Source organism: Vagococcus acidifermentans (genome assembly GCF_003987655.1).
Taxonomy (GTDB): Bacteria; Bacillota; Bacilli; order Lactobacillales; family Vagococcaceae; genus Vagococcus_B; species Vagococcus_B acidifermentans.
In genome coordinates this window covers 141566-155062 of the sequence record NZ_NGKC01000006.1, presented here as the reverse complement: position 1 = coordinate 155062, position 13497 = coordinate 141566, and the positions used below count along the sequence as shown (strand labels likewise).

Sequence of the window (13497 nt, the reverse complement as noted above, 5' to 3'; positions counted from 1 at the left end):
TTGATAGTGAGCCCGTCTGTGATACCGTCACGGAAACGATCCTGACTTTTTAAAGCTGGGAAGCTGATCGTGAAAACTCACAGACGGGGAGGCTCGCTGTCAAGGGCAATCGGATAACATGATAAAAGGAACGACACCTTATAAATTTTGTCAAAAAAGGGGTTGCCATACCAGTATTTATCTGATAATTGAAATTTCCGAGTCAAGTAATTAGCAACCGAAATCGAAGTACCTGTTGCAAAGATAAACAATCGCTGAGACTTGTGAATTGCTTTGACCGCCTCTTCAATTGTATCTGCACTCAAATACTCAATTGTTTTCGTAACTTCCTCAAGATTCTTATTAATTACTTCATTAATCTCATCTGAGAAATGGCTGTGTTGTTTGACAGACTGATGTTTTACTAAATTCTTGTATTCTGAATACCCGGAATATCCCTTCTTCTTTAGAGCTCGAATAATCGTTGCAGGTGACACATGGGCGTTCTCAGCTAACTTTTCAATCGTCAAATTCACAACCTGATCCCTGTGCTGAACTAAGTAGGTCAGAGTATATTTTTCGGTCGTACTTAATGATCTACTTCCCATAAAAATCTCCTAGCTTTCATAATTTTAAAAAATAAATATTTTCTTGTATAGTTAGTAATTTATCAGAAGTATCTCTGAAGGTCAATTTAGTTATAAGGTTTAAATAATTTTTCTTTTATAAACCGTAAAATATCAACGGTACATTTTATAATCAAGTTAGCCACTTAAAATGCCATAAGCAAATGTTATGTATGATTGGGCGACAACCACTAAATCATAAAAGATGAACTGACTATGACGCAACATCTGTATCAATACTACCGTCCAGACTGTCATAAAATTAAATAAGGATGACTGTTTTCTGGGAGGCTAACTGATACGCGAAAGTTGGAAAAGAAAATGATCTACAATTTGATACCTTCTTTCATGCATCTTTCAACAGTCAACAACTTTACCCTACTTCTCTTGATAACTACACTATAATGCTTTCGTAAAATGTGATATGATGTGGTTAGAGCACCAGTGGAATGAGGAGATAGCCAATTTGATTGAAATCAATTCAAGAGCGAGTCGCTCTTGAAAAATAGCACGGGAGCGATTGTTACTGTAATTCGTTCAATGTGCTTCAGCACATGATATGTGCTACAGTCTGCGACGACGCACATCTCGCTCATTACAGCATCATTTTTAAGTATCTTTCTCATTTTGCTGGTGCCTTATTTTTTAGGGGGGATTAGGCCTATGAATAAGTCAATTTGGAAATATATTACAACAGATCAATGCAATGATTTTTTACTTTCTTTTAATTTATTAGCCCCCACAAATTTGTCTCCAGAAAAGCAACTGGCATGTCTATATGCCGTCAGTAACTCAATTGAAAGCCACTACACTACGACCTATTTAAAAAAGAAAACCGGCGGGCACAGAGTCATCCACGAGCCAAGTCCTTTATTGAAAAAAATACAAAAAAATATTTTGGTTCACGTATTAGAACCTCAAGCCTGCTCCGTTTATGCAACTGCTTATCAAAAAGAGAAGTCTCTCTTGGACAACGCAGCCCCACACATAGGAAAAAAACAAGTTTATAAATTAGACATAGATGATTTTTTTGACAGTATTTCTTTTACCATGGTCTTTCAGCGGGCGTTCCCGAGAGAATATTTCCCGCCGCAAGCAGCCGGTATTCTAACCCAATTGTGCTGCTTTAACGATTGTCTGCCACAGGGCGCACCGACTTCCCCGATGATTTCGAATCTTGTACTTAAACCATTTGATGATTATATCGGGCAGTGGTGCCGGGAAAGAAATATTGCCTATACCAGATATTGCGATGACATGACATTCTCCGGAGAGTTTAATGTAAAAAAACTGCATCACAAAGTCAGAGCGTTTCTTGAAGCTTTAGATTTTTCTCTCAACCAAAAGAAGACCAAACTGCTCGCTACCGGGAAACAACAAATAGTAACAGGGATAACCGTTAACGAAAAAATGCAAGTCCCGAAAAAATACCGGAGAGAAGTCAGACAGTCTGCTTATTACTGTTTGAATTACGGAACGGCTTCCCATTTAAAGCGTATGAATGAAGGAAATGGGGAACTCGACCCGGAAACTTACTTAAATTCACTGCTTGGAAAAATCAATTTCATTTTGTCAGTAAACCCGTCGGACAAAGAGTTTTCCTTACTAAAAGAAGAAATAAGCAAGCTCTTGTCTCATTCTTAAACAGTCAGTGATTGACTCAAAAAATGTACCTGCCCCCAAAAAACTGAATTTTGGAGGCAGGTACGTTTTTTATTTTACACCTATATATCAATAAAACTTTAAATCTTCCGATAATCCTCTAACTGTCAGCTATTCCAAAGCACACAAAAAGAACCCTCGATACACAAGGGTTCCCGGTACACTGAAAGTATCTCCAGTTTTTCTTAACGACGGATTTCTCTGATTCTTGCTGCTTTACCTTGACGGTCACGCAAGTAGTACAATTTCGCACGACGAACTCTACCATGACGGATAACTTCGATTTGTGCAACACGCGGTGTATGGATTGGGAATGTACGCTCTACCCCAACACCACCGGACATCTTGCGGACAGTATATGTTTCGCTGATGCCTGCGCCGCGGCGTTTGATAACGACACCTTCAAAAATCTGGATACGTTCGCGTGTGCCTTCCACAACTTTTGCATGGACACGGACAGTGTCGCCAGGGCGAAAATCAGGAATATCTGTACGCAGTTGTTCTTGTGTAATTGACTCAATTAATGGATTCATCTTGTCATTCTCCTTATTTCCAAACATTCATATGACATCTTCACAGCGGAATGTCGTAATAGATGAGTGCCGGACACTCACTGAAACAGTTTAACACAAAGAAATTTGAATGTAAAGAGTCTTTTCTTGACATCAGTTTTCTTTTTTTATTTCCTCAAGCATCTGCTTCATCTGCTCTGTCAATGTGATTTTCTCAAGCATTTCCGGACGGCGCAGATACGTGCGGCGCAGTGATTCTTTCAGCTGCCATTCGGCAATCAGCTTGTGGTTGCCGTTCATCAGCACTTCGGGTACTGCCATGCCGAGATACTCTGCCGGTCGTGTGTACTGCGGATGCTCCAGCAGTCCTGTGGAATGGGAGTCGCCTTGCGCTGAGGCCACATTGCCGAGGACATCAGGCAAAAGACGGACGGTGGCATCAATCATGACCATCGCCCCCAGCTCCCCGCCTGTGAGCACATAGTCGCCCAAAGACACCTCATCCGTAACAAAGGAGCGGATGCGTTCATCATAGCCTTCATAGTGTCCACAAATGAATACCAGATGCTCAGCTTGCGAAAATTCTTCTGCCATGTGCTGATTAAACGGTTTGCCCGCTGGGTCCAGCAGGATGACACGCTTGTCTGTTGCCGGATGCTTTTCTTCAATGTGTTTCAAAGCATCATGGATCGGCTGAACTTTCAGCAGCATGCCCGCACCGCCGCCGTATGGATAATCATCAACCTGCTGGTGCTTGTTCAGCGCAAACTCCCGGAAATTGATAACATCCACGTCTAAAAGCCCTTTGTCGATTGCTTTGCCCAATATTGATTCTGTCAAAGGTCCCTCAAACATTTTCGGAAACAGGGTCAACACATCAATCTTCATCATCAATCAGTCCTTCCGGAATATCTGCAATAATCCTGCCCTCCGCAACGGAAACGTGTTTAACGACGGACTCGATGTATGGCAGATAGACATCACTCTGGCCTTTGCGTTTTACAACCCACACATCATTGGCACCCGGCGATAAAATTTCAGACACAACCCCCAGCTCCTGCCCTGCTTCGTCATAAACTGACAGACCGATGATTTCATGGTAATAAAATTCATTGTCAGGCAAAACATCGAGCTGTTCCTTTGAAACTTTCAGGATGCCTCCGCGGTATGCTTCCACATCATTTATCGACATGTGGTCTGCAAAACTTAGAATATCAAAATTTTTGTGTTTGCGATGTGAAGCCACGGTTAATGCGACCGCATCTTTCCCCTCGCGAAACAGATACAGTGTATTCCCTTTGCGGTAGCGGCTGTCGCTGAAATCTGTGGTCGAAATGACACGAACTTCCCCTTTTATTCCTTGGGTATTGACGATTTTCCCGACATTTAAAAATTCAGGCATGGATTTCCCCCCTGTTCTCTAGCTTGTTGATTTTGATTACAACTGCTCATAAATAAAAAACACTTAAACAATGTTCAAGTGTTTAGTCATTGCCATCTAAGATATTCAGACGAACTTTTTTCGGCTCGTCTGTGCGGACACTATAGACAATCGTACGGATAGCTTTTGCTACGCGTCCCTGCTTGCCAATGATTCTGCCAATATCTTCCGGCGCAACAGATAAATTATATTCCATAAAATTATCAGATTCTTCCACTGATAATGATACGGCATCAGGTTGACTAACTAATGGACGCACAATGGTTAACACCAATTCTTTAACATCAGTCATTTTCAGCCCACCTTATTTTTTTGTATATTTTGCTTCGTGATGCTTTTGCATGATTCCTTCACGAGATAAAATGTTACGTACTGTATCTGAAGGCTGAGCACCTTTTGACAACCAGTCAAGAACCAAGTCTTCTTTCACAGTCACTTCTGCCGGGTTTTTCAATGGATTGTAAGTTCCGACAACTTCGATGAAACGACCATCACGCGGAGAACGTGAATCAGCCACGACCATACGGTAGAAAGGTTTTTTCTTAGTACCCATGCGTTTTAAACGAATTTTTACTGCCACTTGTTTACACCTCACTTATTCTTAATCACAAGAGCTAGTTTAACAGATTTGAAAAAGGATGTAAAGTGTTTTTTCTTTACAGGCTCATTTTTTTGTCTGTTTATTTATAAAAACGAAACAATACCTGTCGGGACAGTAAATTTGTTATAATGGGAGAAATAGAAAGGAGTGCGTTTGCTATGGGTGTTTTAAGCGGACTGATGGGAAATGCGACACAAATCAAACCTGAAAAGGCTGAAGCTGATTTAAAAGATGTGCTGGCAGTCGGCGAACAGGTCGATTTAGCTTTCAAGCTGGTGCGTGACATGATCGTGTTTACCGACTTCCGGCTCATAATCGTTGATAAACAAGGCATCACTGCCAAAAAAACAGAATACAAGTCCATCCCTTACAAATCAATTTCCAGATTCAGTGTGGAAACATCCGGTCATTTTGATTTGGATGCTGAATTGAAAATTTGGCTGTCCAGTGCGGAATTGCCGGCGGAAACACTGCAATTCAAAAAGGATAAAAATATCATTGCCGTGCAAAAAGCGCTGGCAACTGCTGTTTCAAGTTGACAGCACTCATCACAGAGCAATTAATTAACTACTGGTCTTGCGGTTCAGCGCCGAGTGTCTTCTTAAGCTCATTGACTTCCTGCTCGCTGAGCTCATGGGCGCCGTCGAGCAGCAAAAACGAAACCTGCCCGAAATGACCATCGAGCTGTTCTTTCAGCTGCAGTATCTGCCCTGCCGGACTAGTGTAGTCATTGGCGCCGGTCGTCAACACCACTTCAACGTCCGGTTGACTGCCTGAGAAGTGATACCCCAGATTGCTTGGATGAAGCAGCAGCACCTTGTCGGCAATTGCCGGCTCATCCGCCAGCAGGCCCAATATAAAATTGGCACCGTTGGAATAACCGATGAATATAATTTCACGGTCAGTTATGTCGACAGTTGGCCACTGTTCTAAAAACGATTGTATTTTAGACTTATAATCGTCGTGCTGTAGCGTACCATCTACCAGCGGTGCAAAAAAACGGCGGGCAGCACCAGTGCCGGCATCACCTAAAAAACTAAGAACTGAAGCTTGCGGGTAGAGCTCTCTGGCAAGCGGCAGCAGCTGATATTCGTTGCCGCCCGTACCGTGAAAAAGAACGACCAGCTGTTCATCAGCGGGACCTTCTTGAAAAAAGTATGCCATTATTTACCTCCTCCAGCAACAGTCAGACAGAAAGGAAGGAATTACTTTGATACCAACAATCCATCACGTTTCCATCATCAATCGCTATATTGTACCATCTTTTGAATTTTATCATAATATACTTGGACTAAAATTGCTAATGAAAACTGTTAATCAAGACGACACGTCCATGTATCATCTGTTCTTTTCGGATGAACAAGGCAGACCCGGCACGGAATTCACCGTTTTTGAAATGACGGAAGGCAAACAGCGGACGTTTGGCACCAATGCCATTGAACGGACCGTTTTCAAAGTCCCCTCGGAACACTCACTGGACTTCTGGGAAAAAAGGTTCGACGCATTCGATGTTTGTCATTACGGCAAGGAGCGCTACAACGGTCGGCCGATTCTGCGCTTTGAAGGTCCGGACGGCACAGGGCTGGGACTGGTCGCTATGAAAGAACAAGAATCATTGGCTGATTTCCGGCCGCCTGCCGCTGAGGACATCCCTGAGGCACACAGAATTCTCGGCATTGATTCCGTCCATTTGCGTGTGCACTACTCTGAGGCAACCAAAAGGGAGTTGGAGACGCTCTTAGGCTGGTCAGTCAAAGGGGAAACGCCGTTTTTTGACACACCGTTCAAGGTGACTGTCCTTACAAATAACGATGACCGGCTCAATCAGGAAGTCCACATTATTCATGACAATCAGTCGCCTGTGGAAGAACAGGGAATCGGCAGTATCCATCACGTGGCTTTCGGAGTGCCTGACCGCAAGGCGTTGGATGATGCACTGAGCCGGGTGCAAGTTAAAAATTTCCGGCATTCACCGATTAAAAACCGTGAATTCTTCCAGTCGCTTTATTATCGTGAGCCGAATCAGCTGCTGATTGAAATCGCGACGAATGACGGATATTTGGCTGAACATGAAGCAGGTGCAGCAGACGCATTTGACACAATTCCGCTTTATTTGCCGACTTTTCTGGAACCGCAGCGGCGGCAGCTTGAACGTCAACTGGCAGAATCGGCACATACACCTTTATAATTTCACCCATTGGCAGCTAAAAAGCCCGATACTCTTGCGTATCGGGCTTTTTAGCATCACCTTAGAAGCGGTTGTCAATCTCTGGATAAAACAAAATCGGCTGAAAAATTATCATACCGGTAAACAGAAACGGAAAATTCAAACGACTGACCGCACGACAGATAGCCTGTCTGCGTGACGATTGCAACTGGGTCATTTTCAGACAGTTCCAAATGCTTGGCTTCCATAAGTGTGGCTTTGCGGACTGTGACTGTACGGTGGATACTTGTGATTTTCCGTTTCAGCACATCTTCCACATATTCATAAATTGAACCGACGATATAGCTCATTTCCAATCCCGGGATTTTTTCCACCGGCATGTATAAATACTCGACCGCATAAGGCTGGTCATTGGTGTACTTGATGCGGGAAATATCATACACAAACTGACTCGCGTCCAGATTCAGCTTTTTTTGTGCTATCTCCGGGGCATAAATCACTGCAAATTTTAAAATTTTGCTGGTTGTTTTTTCAGATGGATGGTACGCCGCTGCCTGCTGCTGTTGTACCGAAAGCAAAATATTTTCCATTTCGTCTTTGGACAAATCTTTGACAAATGTCCCCGAGCCACGGCGTTTGATGATCAACCCTTCTGAAACTAACATATCCATCGCCCGTTTGACCGTCATTTTACTGGCGCCGTAATGGGCACACAATTCTTTTTCAAATGGAATCCGGTCATTCGACTTAAACTGACCAGCCATAATTTTTTTACGAATCTCATCGGCTATGTATTTGTATTTGGGCATGTTGTCACTCTTTTCTAGTCTGAAGTTTAGTAAACAGTTCTGTTTTTTATTGCATCCTGCCGCTAATCTCATTGATCACCTAAAAAAACAGCTACTTTTAAAAAAAAATTTAGCAGCTGCTTGTTAATCGGCGGATATCATGTTCTATATACAGCAGGCAGTTTAAACTTCTGATGAATTTCAAAATGCCGGCCGACTTCCAGCAATAATTGGTCGTTGCCTTTAGCAGACATCAGCTGTACACCAAGCGGCATGCCTGTATCAGTCACGTAGGTAGGCAAACTAAGCGCCGGCTGTCCCGTTAAATTGGCCAGCTGTGTATACGGGGTAATCTGCAGACTTTTTTCAAACATGGCATAAACCAGTTCCGCCAATTCTGTTTTATCCCGCATTTCAGCTGTCTGCATTTCTTGGCGAAGCGTATCGCTTTGCAAGTCAGTTGTCATTTTAGGGGCTGTGTCAGCCGTTGTCGGCGAAAGAAACAGGTCATACGTGGTAAAGAGCTGTTCCATGACGGCTGCGGCTTCGTCCCAGCATCCAAAAGTTCGGCTGTACTCAGCTGCGGACAGGCGGCGGCCGTACTGATAAATCGTCCAAGTCATCGGCTCCACATCAGTCAGACGGACAGACCGGCCCAGTGCCTGCTCAATGCCTGCCATCATGCTAGCTGTTTCACCGCCGTTCATTGTGTAGTAACTGCGGATAAGCGCATCGCCGTTGACAGGATAAGCTATCACGTCCACGTCATGACCCAGCGATGCAAGAAAATCGGCCGCTTGTTTGACTGCGGTCTTGGCGCTTTCAGAAACAGGACTTCCCACGGGCGATTCTGTACATACAGCAATTTTCAGGTGCTTTTTGTGACTGTCGACTGTCGGGAGCGGTTTGCCATAGGGCGATATTTGGTGCGTCGGCCGCAAGAGTGACAACATTTTTTCCGCATCTCTAATGGACACACCCAGCACAAAGTCGATTGACGCGCCTTGCCAGCCGCGATAACCGCCCGGTCCGGTCACGACATTGCCGCGGCTAGGCTTTAATCCGACAAGCCCGCAAAATGACGCGGGAATGCGGATTGACCCGCCCCCGTCACTGGCAGCCGCCAGCGGTATGATGCCGGCAGCAACGGCAGCGGCGGCACCGCCGCTGCTGCCGCCGGCGTGACACGCTGTATCCCACGGATTGCGTACCACGCCATACAACCGGGAGTCACTGATATTTTTGAATCCGAATTCAGGCGCATTGGTCTGTCCAAAAGGAATAAAACCGGCACGTTCCAGCGCCTGAACAAAGTAATCTGTCTGTGAAGCAGCTGCATCTTTCAGCAACTTCGAGCCGGCAGTCGCCGGCCAGCCGCGTTTGTTCTGACCCAAGTTTTTCAAAGGAATAGGCACGCCGCTGAATGGTTTATCATATGATGTCAAGCGGTCGGCTGCCGCCAGTGCTTCTGATAAATTTAAACTGGTAAAAGCATTCAGCTCGCCATACACGCGCGCTTTATTATAAAAACTCTCAATTAACTCTGATGGAGTTATTTTCCGTTGTTTGATTAGTTCTGCAAAATAGGTTGCGTCTTCCATTCTTTTCCTCCCACTTCCCATCTGGAACCATTATAACAGGGAATGAAACTAATCAAAAAGTGTTGCCTCGATTAATCATGATTTTTTAATCTTTTTTGCGCATTGTACGCCGGGATATCAGCCAGCCGATACGGCGTCAGCTGGTACACATCATTCAGCCAGTTATGATAGAGCAGATGGGCATGACCACGCCATCTGTTACGGATTACACCGTCTGCTTTGTCATCAGCAAAGTAATTTTCCGGCAAAGCTGTCCCCAGTCCTTTGTCGCGGTCACGTAAATACTCGTTCTTCAACGAATCCGTATCATACTCCAGATGACCCAGCAAGAAAATATTGTGATTGTCTTGGGATACCAGCATGGTTGCCCCGATTCCTTCTCCGTGGGCAATTACCTGAATGATTTTCCCATCGATTTGTGCTTCATCAATGCCGGTATAGCGCGACTGCGGGGCTTCAAATACATCATCAAACCCTCTCAGCAGACGGTGGGACGCCAGTGCATATTGCGGAAAAACACCAAACAGTTTTTTCTCATAAGCAACTTTATCAATCCCGTAATGATGAAACAGTGCCGCCTGAGCGCCCCAACAAATGTGGATGACTGATGTCACATTGGTTTGGCTCCAATCCATGATGACTTTCAACTCATCCCAGTAAGTCACCTGATGAAACGGCAAATGTTCCACCGGTGCCCCAGTGATTATCATGCCGTCGTATGTACGGTCTGCCACATCCGGATAATCCAGATAAAATTTCGACAGATGGTGGATACTGGTGTTTTTATGCTGATGAGAAGCAATTTTCAAAAAATCCACGTCGATTTGCAGCGGGCTCTGACTAATCAGGCGCAGCAGCTGGGTTTCCGTGTCAATTTTATTCGGCATCAAATTCAGTATCAACAGTTTCAGCGGACGGATGTCCTGAGTCGACGCCCGCTGATTGTCAATAGCAAAAATATCTTCCCTTTCCAGTATTTCTTTCGCCGGAAAGTCATTCATCAATTTAATCGGCATCACCTATCCCTCCAGTGTCCGGAATGCCTGCTCCAAATCCGCTATGATGTCATCAACCGACTCAATGCCGCAAGACAAGCGGATCAGACCAGGTGAAATTCCCGCTTCAACCAATTCTTTTTCTGACAGCTGTCTGTGTGTGGAAGTGGCAGGATGCAGCGCACATGTCCGAATATCGGCGACATGGACTTCCAGCGATACCAGTTTCAATGCATCCAGCCACTTGCCCGCTGTTTCACGGTCATCGCCGACTTCAAAGGAGATGACGCCGCTCAGCCCGTTTGGCAAATATTTTTGTGCCAATGCGTAATTTGGGTCAGACGGCAAGCCCGGGAACATGATTTTTTTGACCAGCGGTTGTTTTTCCAGATAATGTGCCACAGCCAGCGCATTTTCATAATGCCGGTCCATTCTGACAGCCAGTGTCTCGATACCCAAGTTCAGCAGAAACGAGTTTTGCGGTGACGGTGTCGCACCGATGTCCCTCATCAGCTGTACCCGTGCTTTGGTAATATAAGCAGCTTCGCCAAACACATCTGTATAAACAAGGCCATGATAAGTCACATCAGGTTCTGACAACTGTGGGAACTTGCCATTTTGCCAGTTAAATTTCCCGCTGTCGACGATGACGCCGCCAGTTTGTACAGCATGTCCGTCCAAATATTTCGTCGTGCTGTGCACCACGATATCTGCCCCGTGTTCAATCGGCCGGCAAAAATAAGGCGTAGCGAACGTATTATCAATGATCAGCGGTACATCTGCTTCTTTGGCCAATGCCGCAAATTTGTCGATGTCCAGCACAAGTAGTGCCGGATTGGCAATCGTTTCCGCAAAGATGGCCCGGGTATTCGGCCGCACTTCTTTTGTTAACTCGGACAGCGGCAACGTCTGGTCCACAAAGGTCACATCGACGCCGAGCTTTTTAAACGTGTGCCCCAGCAAATTGAAGGCGCCGCCATAGATGGCTGACGAAGAAATGATGTGGTCGCCGCTTTCAACAATATTTAGCAGGGCAAAAAAGATGGCTGACTGTCCTGACGAGGTACACAAGGCGCCGACACCGCCTTCCAAAGCGGCAATTTTTTGCTCCACCGCATCCGTGGTCGGATTCGCCAGACGCGTGTAGAAATAACCCGCTGCCTCCAAATCAAAGAGTTTGCCGATCTCTTCTGTGGAATCATAGCGGAAAGTCGTCGTCTGACTGATCGGCACAACACGTGACTCCCCGTTTTTCGGCGTATATCCGGCATGTAAACATTTTGTTTCAAAGTTCATATTAATTCCTCCATCTCTTTTATAAAATAATAAAAAAAAGCCCGCATCCTTTACTATGAAAGGACGCGAGCTGTTGCTCCGTGTTACCACCTTAATTTACCGGTTCTTCGCAAAACCAGCCTCAACCAGTACAGAACGCCTGAACGTTCGATACCGTGATGCTGTAACAGGCACACCTGTCAGCCGCTCATGAAACGCATTCGCAGCTGATTGCTCAAAGACCATCTTCCAAACCGCCGCCAGTACTTCTTTTCACCTGCCGAAGCTCTCTTTGACTTTTGTCAGTTTGTACTCTTCTTATCAATGCAATATCGTTGTTTATATGTTTGTTCATAATCATACAAAATTTTGATCAAAATGTCAAATAGGAATCGGCATTTTCTGGCCAATGTCCGGCTAACGTTTTTTCTTGTTGCGCTTCTTTTTGTTTTTCTTTTGTTTGCGGACCATTTTGTTCATCGCCATCTTGCCCAACTTCCCTTTGACACCGCCGCCCATCATTTGGTCAAAACCGGCAGGCATGTTGCCTTTAGTCATCTGCTGCATCATTTTCCGCGATTCATTAAACGATTTAATCATGCGGTTCACTTCCACCACGCTGTTGCCCGATCCGGCAGCGATTCTCCGGCGGCGACTCGGATTCAGCAAGTCAGGGTTTTCCCGCTCTTCAGGCGTCATGGAGAAGACCATCGCCTTTTTGCGGGCCACATCTTTCGGGTCGACTTGCAGCTTATCGATGCCCGGTACATTGCTCATGCCCGGCATCATCTTAATCAAATCTTCCAGCGGTCCCATGTTCATGACCTGGTCGAGCTGTTCAATGAAATCATTGAAGTCAAAGCTGTCTTCTTTCATCTTGCGGGCCAGCTCTTCCGCTTTTTTCTCATCATATTCCTGCTGCGCCTTTTCAATCAGCGTCAGCATATCACCCATGCCGAGGATTCTGCTGGACATTCTGTCCGGGTGGAACACTTCGATGTCGGTCAGTTTTTCCCCTGTACCGGTGAATTTAATCGGCTTTCCTGTCACCGCACGGATGGACAGTGCCGCACCGCCCCGGGTATCGCCGTCAAGTTTTGTGACAACCACACCGGTGATGCCCAACTGCTCATTAAAACTCTCGGCAACAGTCACCGCATCCTGCCCGGTCATCGCATCCACAGTCAGCAGAATTTCATCCGGCTGCGCCAGTTCCTGAATCTCTTTCAGCTCGTTCATCAGCGTTTCATCAATATGCAGACGACCTGCCGTATCTATGAACACATAGTCGTTCCGGTTTTCTTTGGCAACTGCCAGACCTTGACGGACAATTTCCACCGGACTATGGTCAGTCCCCATATCGAAGACAGGCACATCCAGCTGATGACCCAATACTTTCAGCTGGTCGATGGCCGCCGGACGATACACGTCTCCGGCAATCATCAGCGGACGGGCCTTTTCATTTTTTTTCAAATAGTTGGCAAGTTTCCCTACGAAAGTTGTTTTACCTGCCCCTTGCAAACCGACCATCATGATAATCGTCGGAATTTTCGGCGACTTGTTCAGTTCGGCAGTTTCGCTCCCGAGTACTTTGGTCAATTCCTCGTCCACAATTTTGACGATTTGCTGAGTTGGATTCAGCGTTTCCAATACTTCCGCACCGACTGCCCGTTCGCTGACCCGTTTGGTAAACTGACGGACAACCTGCAAATTGACGTCTGCTTCAAGCAGTGCCAGTCTGATTTCGCGCATCATTTCTTTGACGTCAGCTTCTTTGATGGTGCCCTTGCGGCGCAATTTGCTCATTGCCGCCTGTAATCTCTCACTTAAATTTTCAAACGCCATTTATC

At 45.5% G+C, this 13497-nt stretch carries 15 protein-coding genes and 1 other annotated feature; of the genes, 3 read left to right on the top strand and 12 right to left on the bottom strand.

Annotated features, from left to right (window positions below; genetic code table 11):
* Positions 1-77: 77 nt before the first annotated feature.
* Positions 78-587: a MurR/RpiR family transcriptional regulator gene (locus CBF27_RS07050; RefSeq protein WP_126813618.1), complete on the bottom strand. Its 510-nt coding sequence runs from the start codon at positions 585-587 to the stop codon at positions 78-80.
* A gap of 651 nt (positions 588-1238) precedes the next feature.
* Between CBF27_RS07050 and CBF27_RS07045 the strand changes: the two genes are divergently transcribed.
* Positions 1239-2249 carry a reverse transcriptase family protein gene (locus tag CBF27_RS07045; RefSeq protein WP_211334630.1) on the top strand — a complete coding sequence of 337 codons (1011 nt, stop codon included), beginning with the start codon at positions 1239-1241 and terminating at the stop codon, positions 2247-2249.
* Between the two features lie 203 nt (positions 2250-2452).
* On the opposite strand, the gene rplS is transcribed toward CBF27_RS07045, so the two are convergent.
* The 5 genes from rplS to rpsP form a co-directional block, all read right to left on the bottom strand.
* A complete protein-coding gene (gene rplS, locus CBF27_RS07040) occupies positions 2453-2800 on the bottom strand; it encodes a 50S ribosomal protein L19 (RefSeq protein ID WP_126813617.1) in 348 nt (115 codons plus the stop codon).
* Between the two features lie 132 nt (positions 2801-2932).
* Complete coding sequence (gene trmD, locus CBF27_RS07035) at positions 2933-3670, bottom strand: tRNA (guanosine(37)-N1)-methyltransferase TrmD (protein WP_126813616.1); 738 nt, start codon at positions 3668-3670, stop codon at positions 2933-2935.
* Positions 3657-4181, bottom strand: coding sequence for a ribosome maturation factor RimM (rimM, locus tag CBF27_RS07030; protein WP_126813615.1), 525 nt, complete (start codon positions 4179-4181; stop codon positions 3657-3659). Before rimM ends, trmD begins: the two co-directional genes overlap by 14 nt.
* An 82-nt stretch (positions 4182-4263) precedes the next feature.
* Positions 4264-4512 (bottom strand): KH domain-containing protein, encoded by a 249-nt coding sequence (locus CBF27_RS07025; RefSeq protein ID WP_126813614.1) that lies wholly within the window; start codon positions 4510-4512, stop codon positions 4264-4266.
* A gap of 12 nt (positions 4513-4524) precedes the next feature.
* Positions 4525-4800, bottom strand: a complete 276-nt coding sequence (rpsP, locus tag CBF27_RS07020; RefSeq protein ID WP_126813613.1) for a 30S ribosomal protein S16 — start codon at positions 4798-4800, stop codon at positions 4525-4527.
* 179 nt (positions 4801-4979) lie between these two features.
* Here rpsP and CBF27_RS07015 point away from each other — a divergent pair, with 179 nt between their 5' ends.
* Positions 4980-5360, top strand: coding sequence for a PH domain-containing protein (locus CBF27_RS07015; protein ID WP_126813612.1), 381 nt, complete (start codon positions 4980-4982; stop codon positions 5358-5360).
* Between the two features lie 28 nt (positions 5361-5388).
* On the opposite strand, the gene CBF27_RS07010 is transcribed toward CBF27_RS07015, so the two are convergent.
* Positions 5389-5985 (bottom strand): alpha/beta hydrolase, encoded by a 597-nt coding sequence (locus CBF27_RS07010; protein ID WP_126813611.1) that lies wholly within the window; start codon positions 5983-5985, stop codon positions 5389-5391.
* A gap of 46 nt (positions 5986-6031) precedes the next feature.
* Between CBF27_RS07010 and CBF27_RS07005 the strand changes: the two genes are divergently transcribed.
* Complete coding sequence (locus CBF27_RS07005) at positions 6032-7009, top strand: VOC family protein (protein WP_126813610.1); 978 nt, start codon at positions 6032-6034, stop codon at positions 7007-7009.
* A gap of 74 nt (positions 7010-7083) precedes the next feature.
* Here CBF27_RS07005 and CBF27_RS07000 read toward each other — a convergent pair whose 3' ends face one another.
* From CBF27_RS07000 to ffh, 5 genes are all read right to left on the bottom strand, one after another.
* The gene (locus tag CBF27_RS07000) at positions 7084-7797 is read right to left on the bottom strand and encodes a GntR family transcriptional regulator (protein ID WP_126813609.1); all 714 of its coding nucleotides are present in this window, start codon (positions 7795-7797) and stop codon (positions 7084-7086) included.
* Between the two features lie 137 nt (positions 7798-7934).
* Positions 7935-9377: an amidase gene (locus CBF27_RS06995; protein WP_126813608.1), complete on the bottom strand. Its 1443-nt coding sequence runs from the start codon at positions 9375-9377 to the stop codon at positions 7935-7937.
* A 71-nt stretch (positions 9378-9448) separates the two neighbouring features.
* On the bottom strand, positions 9449-10393 hold the full coding sequence (locus CBF27_RS06990; protein ID WP_126813607.1) for a homoserine O-succinyltransferase: 945 nt from the start codon (positions 10391-10393) through the stop codon (positions 9449-9451).
* Positions 10394-10396: 3 nt separating this feature from the next.
* The gene (locus CBF27_RS06985) at positions 10397-11668 is read right to left on the bottom strand and encodes an O-acetylhomoserine aminocarboxypropyltransferase/cysteine synthase family protein (RefSeq protein WP_126813606.1); all 1272 of its coding nucleotides are present in this window, start codon (positions 11666-11668) and stop codon (positions 10397-10399) included.
* A gap of 56 nt (positions 11669-11724) precedes the next feature.
* Positions 11725-11981 (bottom strand) — a binding site (T-box leader).
* Between the two features lie 83 nt (positions 11982-12064).
* On the bottom strand, positions 12065-13492 hold the full coding sequence (gene ffh, locus CBF27_RS06980; protein WP_126813605.1) for a signal recognition particle protein: 1428 nt from the start codon (positions 13490-13492) through the stop codon (positions 12065-12067).
* Between the last annotated feature and the right edge of the window lie 5 nt (positions 13493-13497).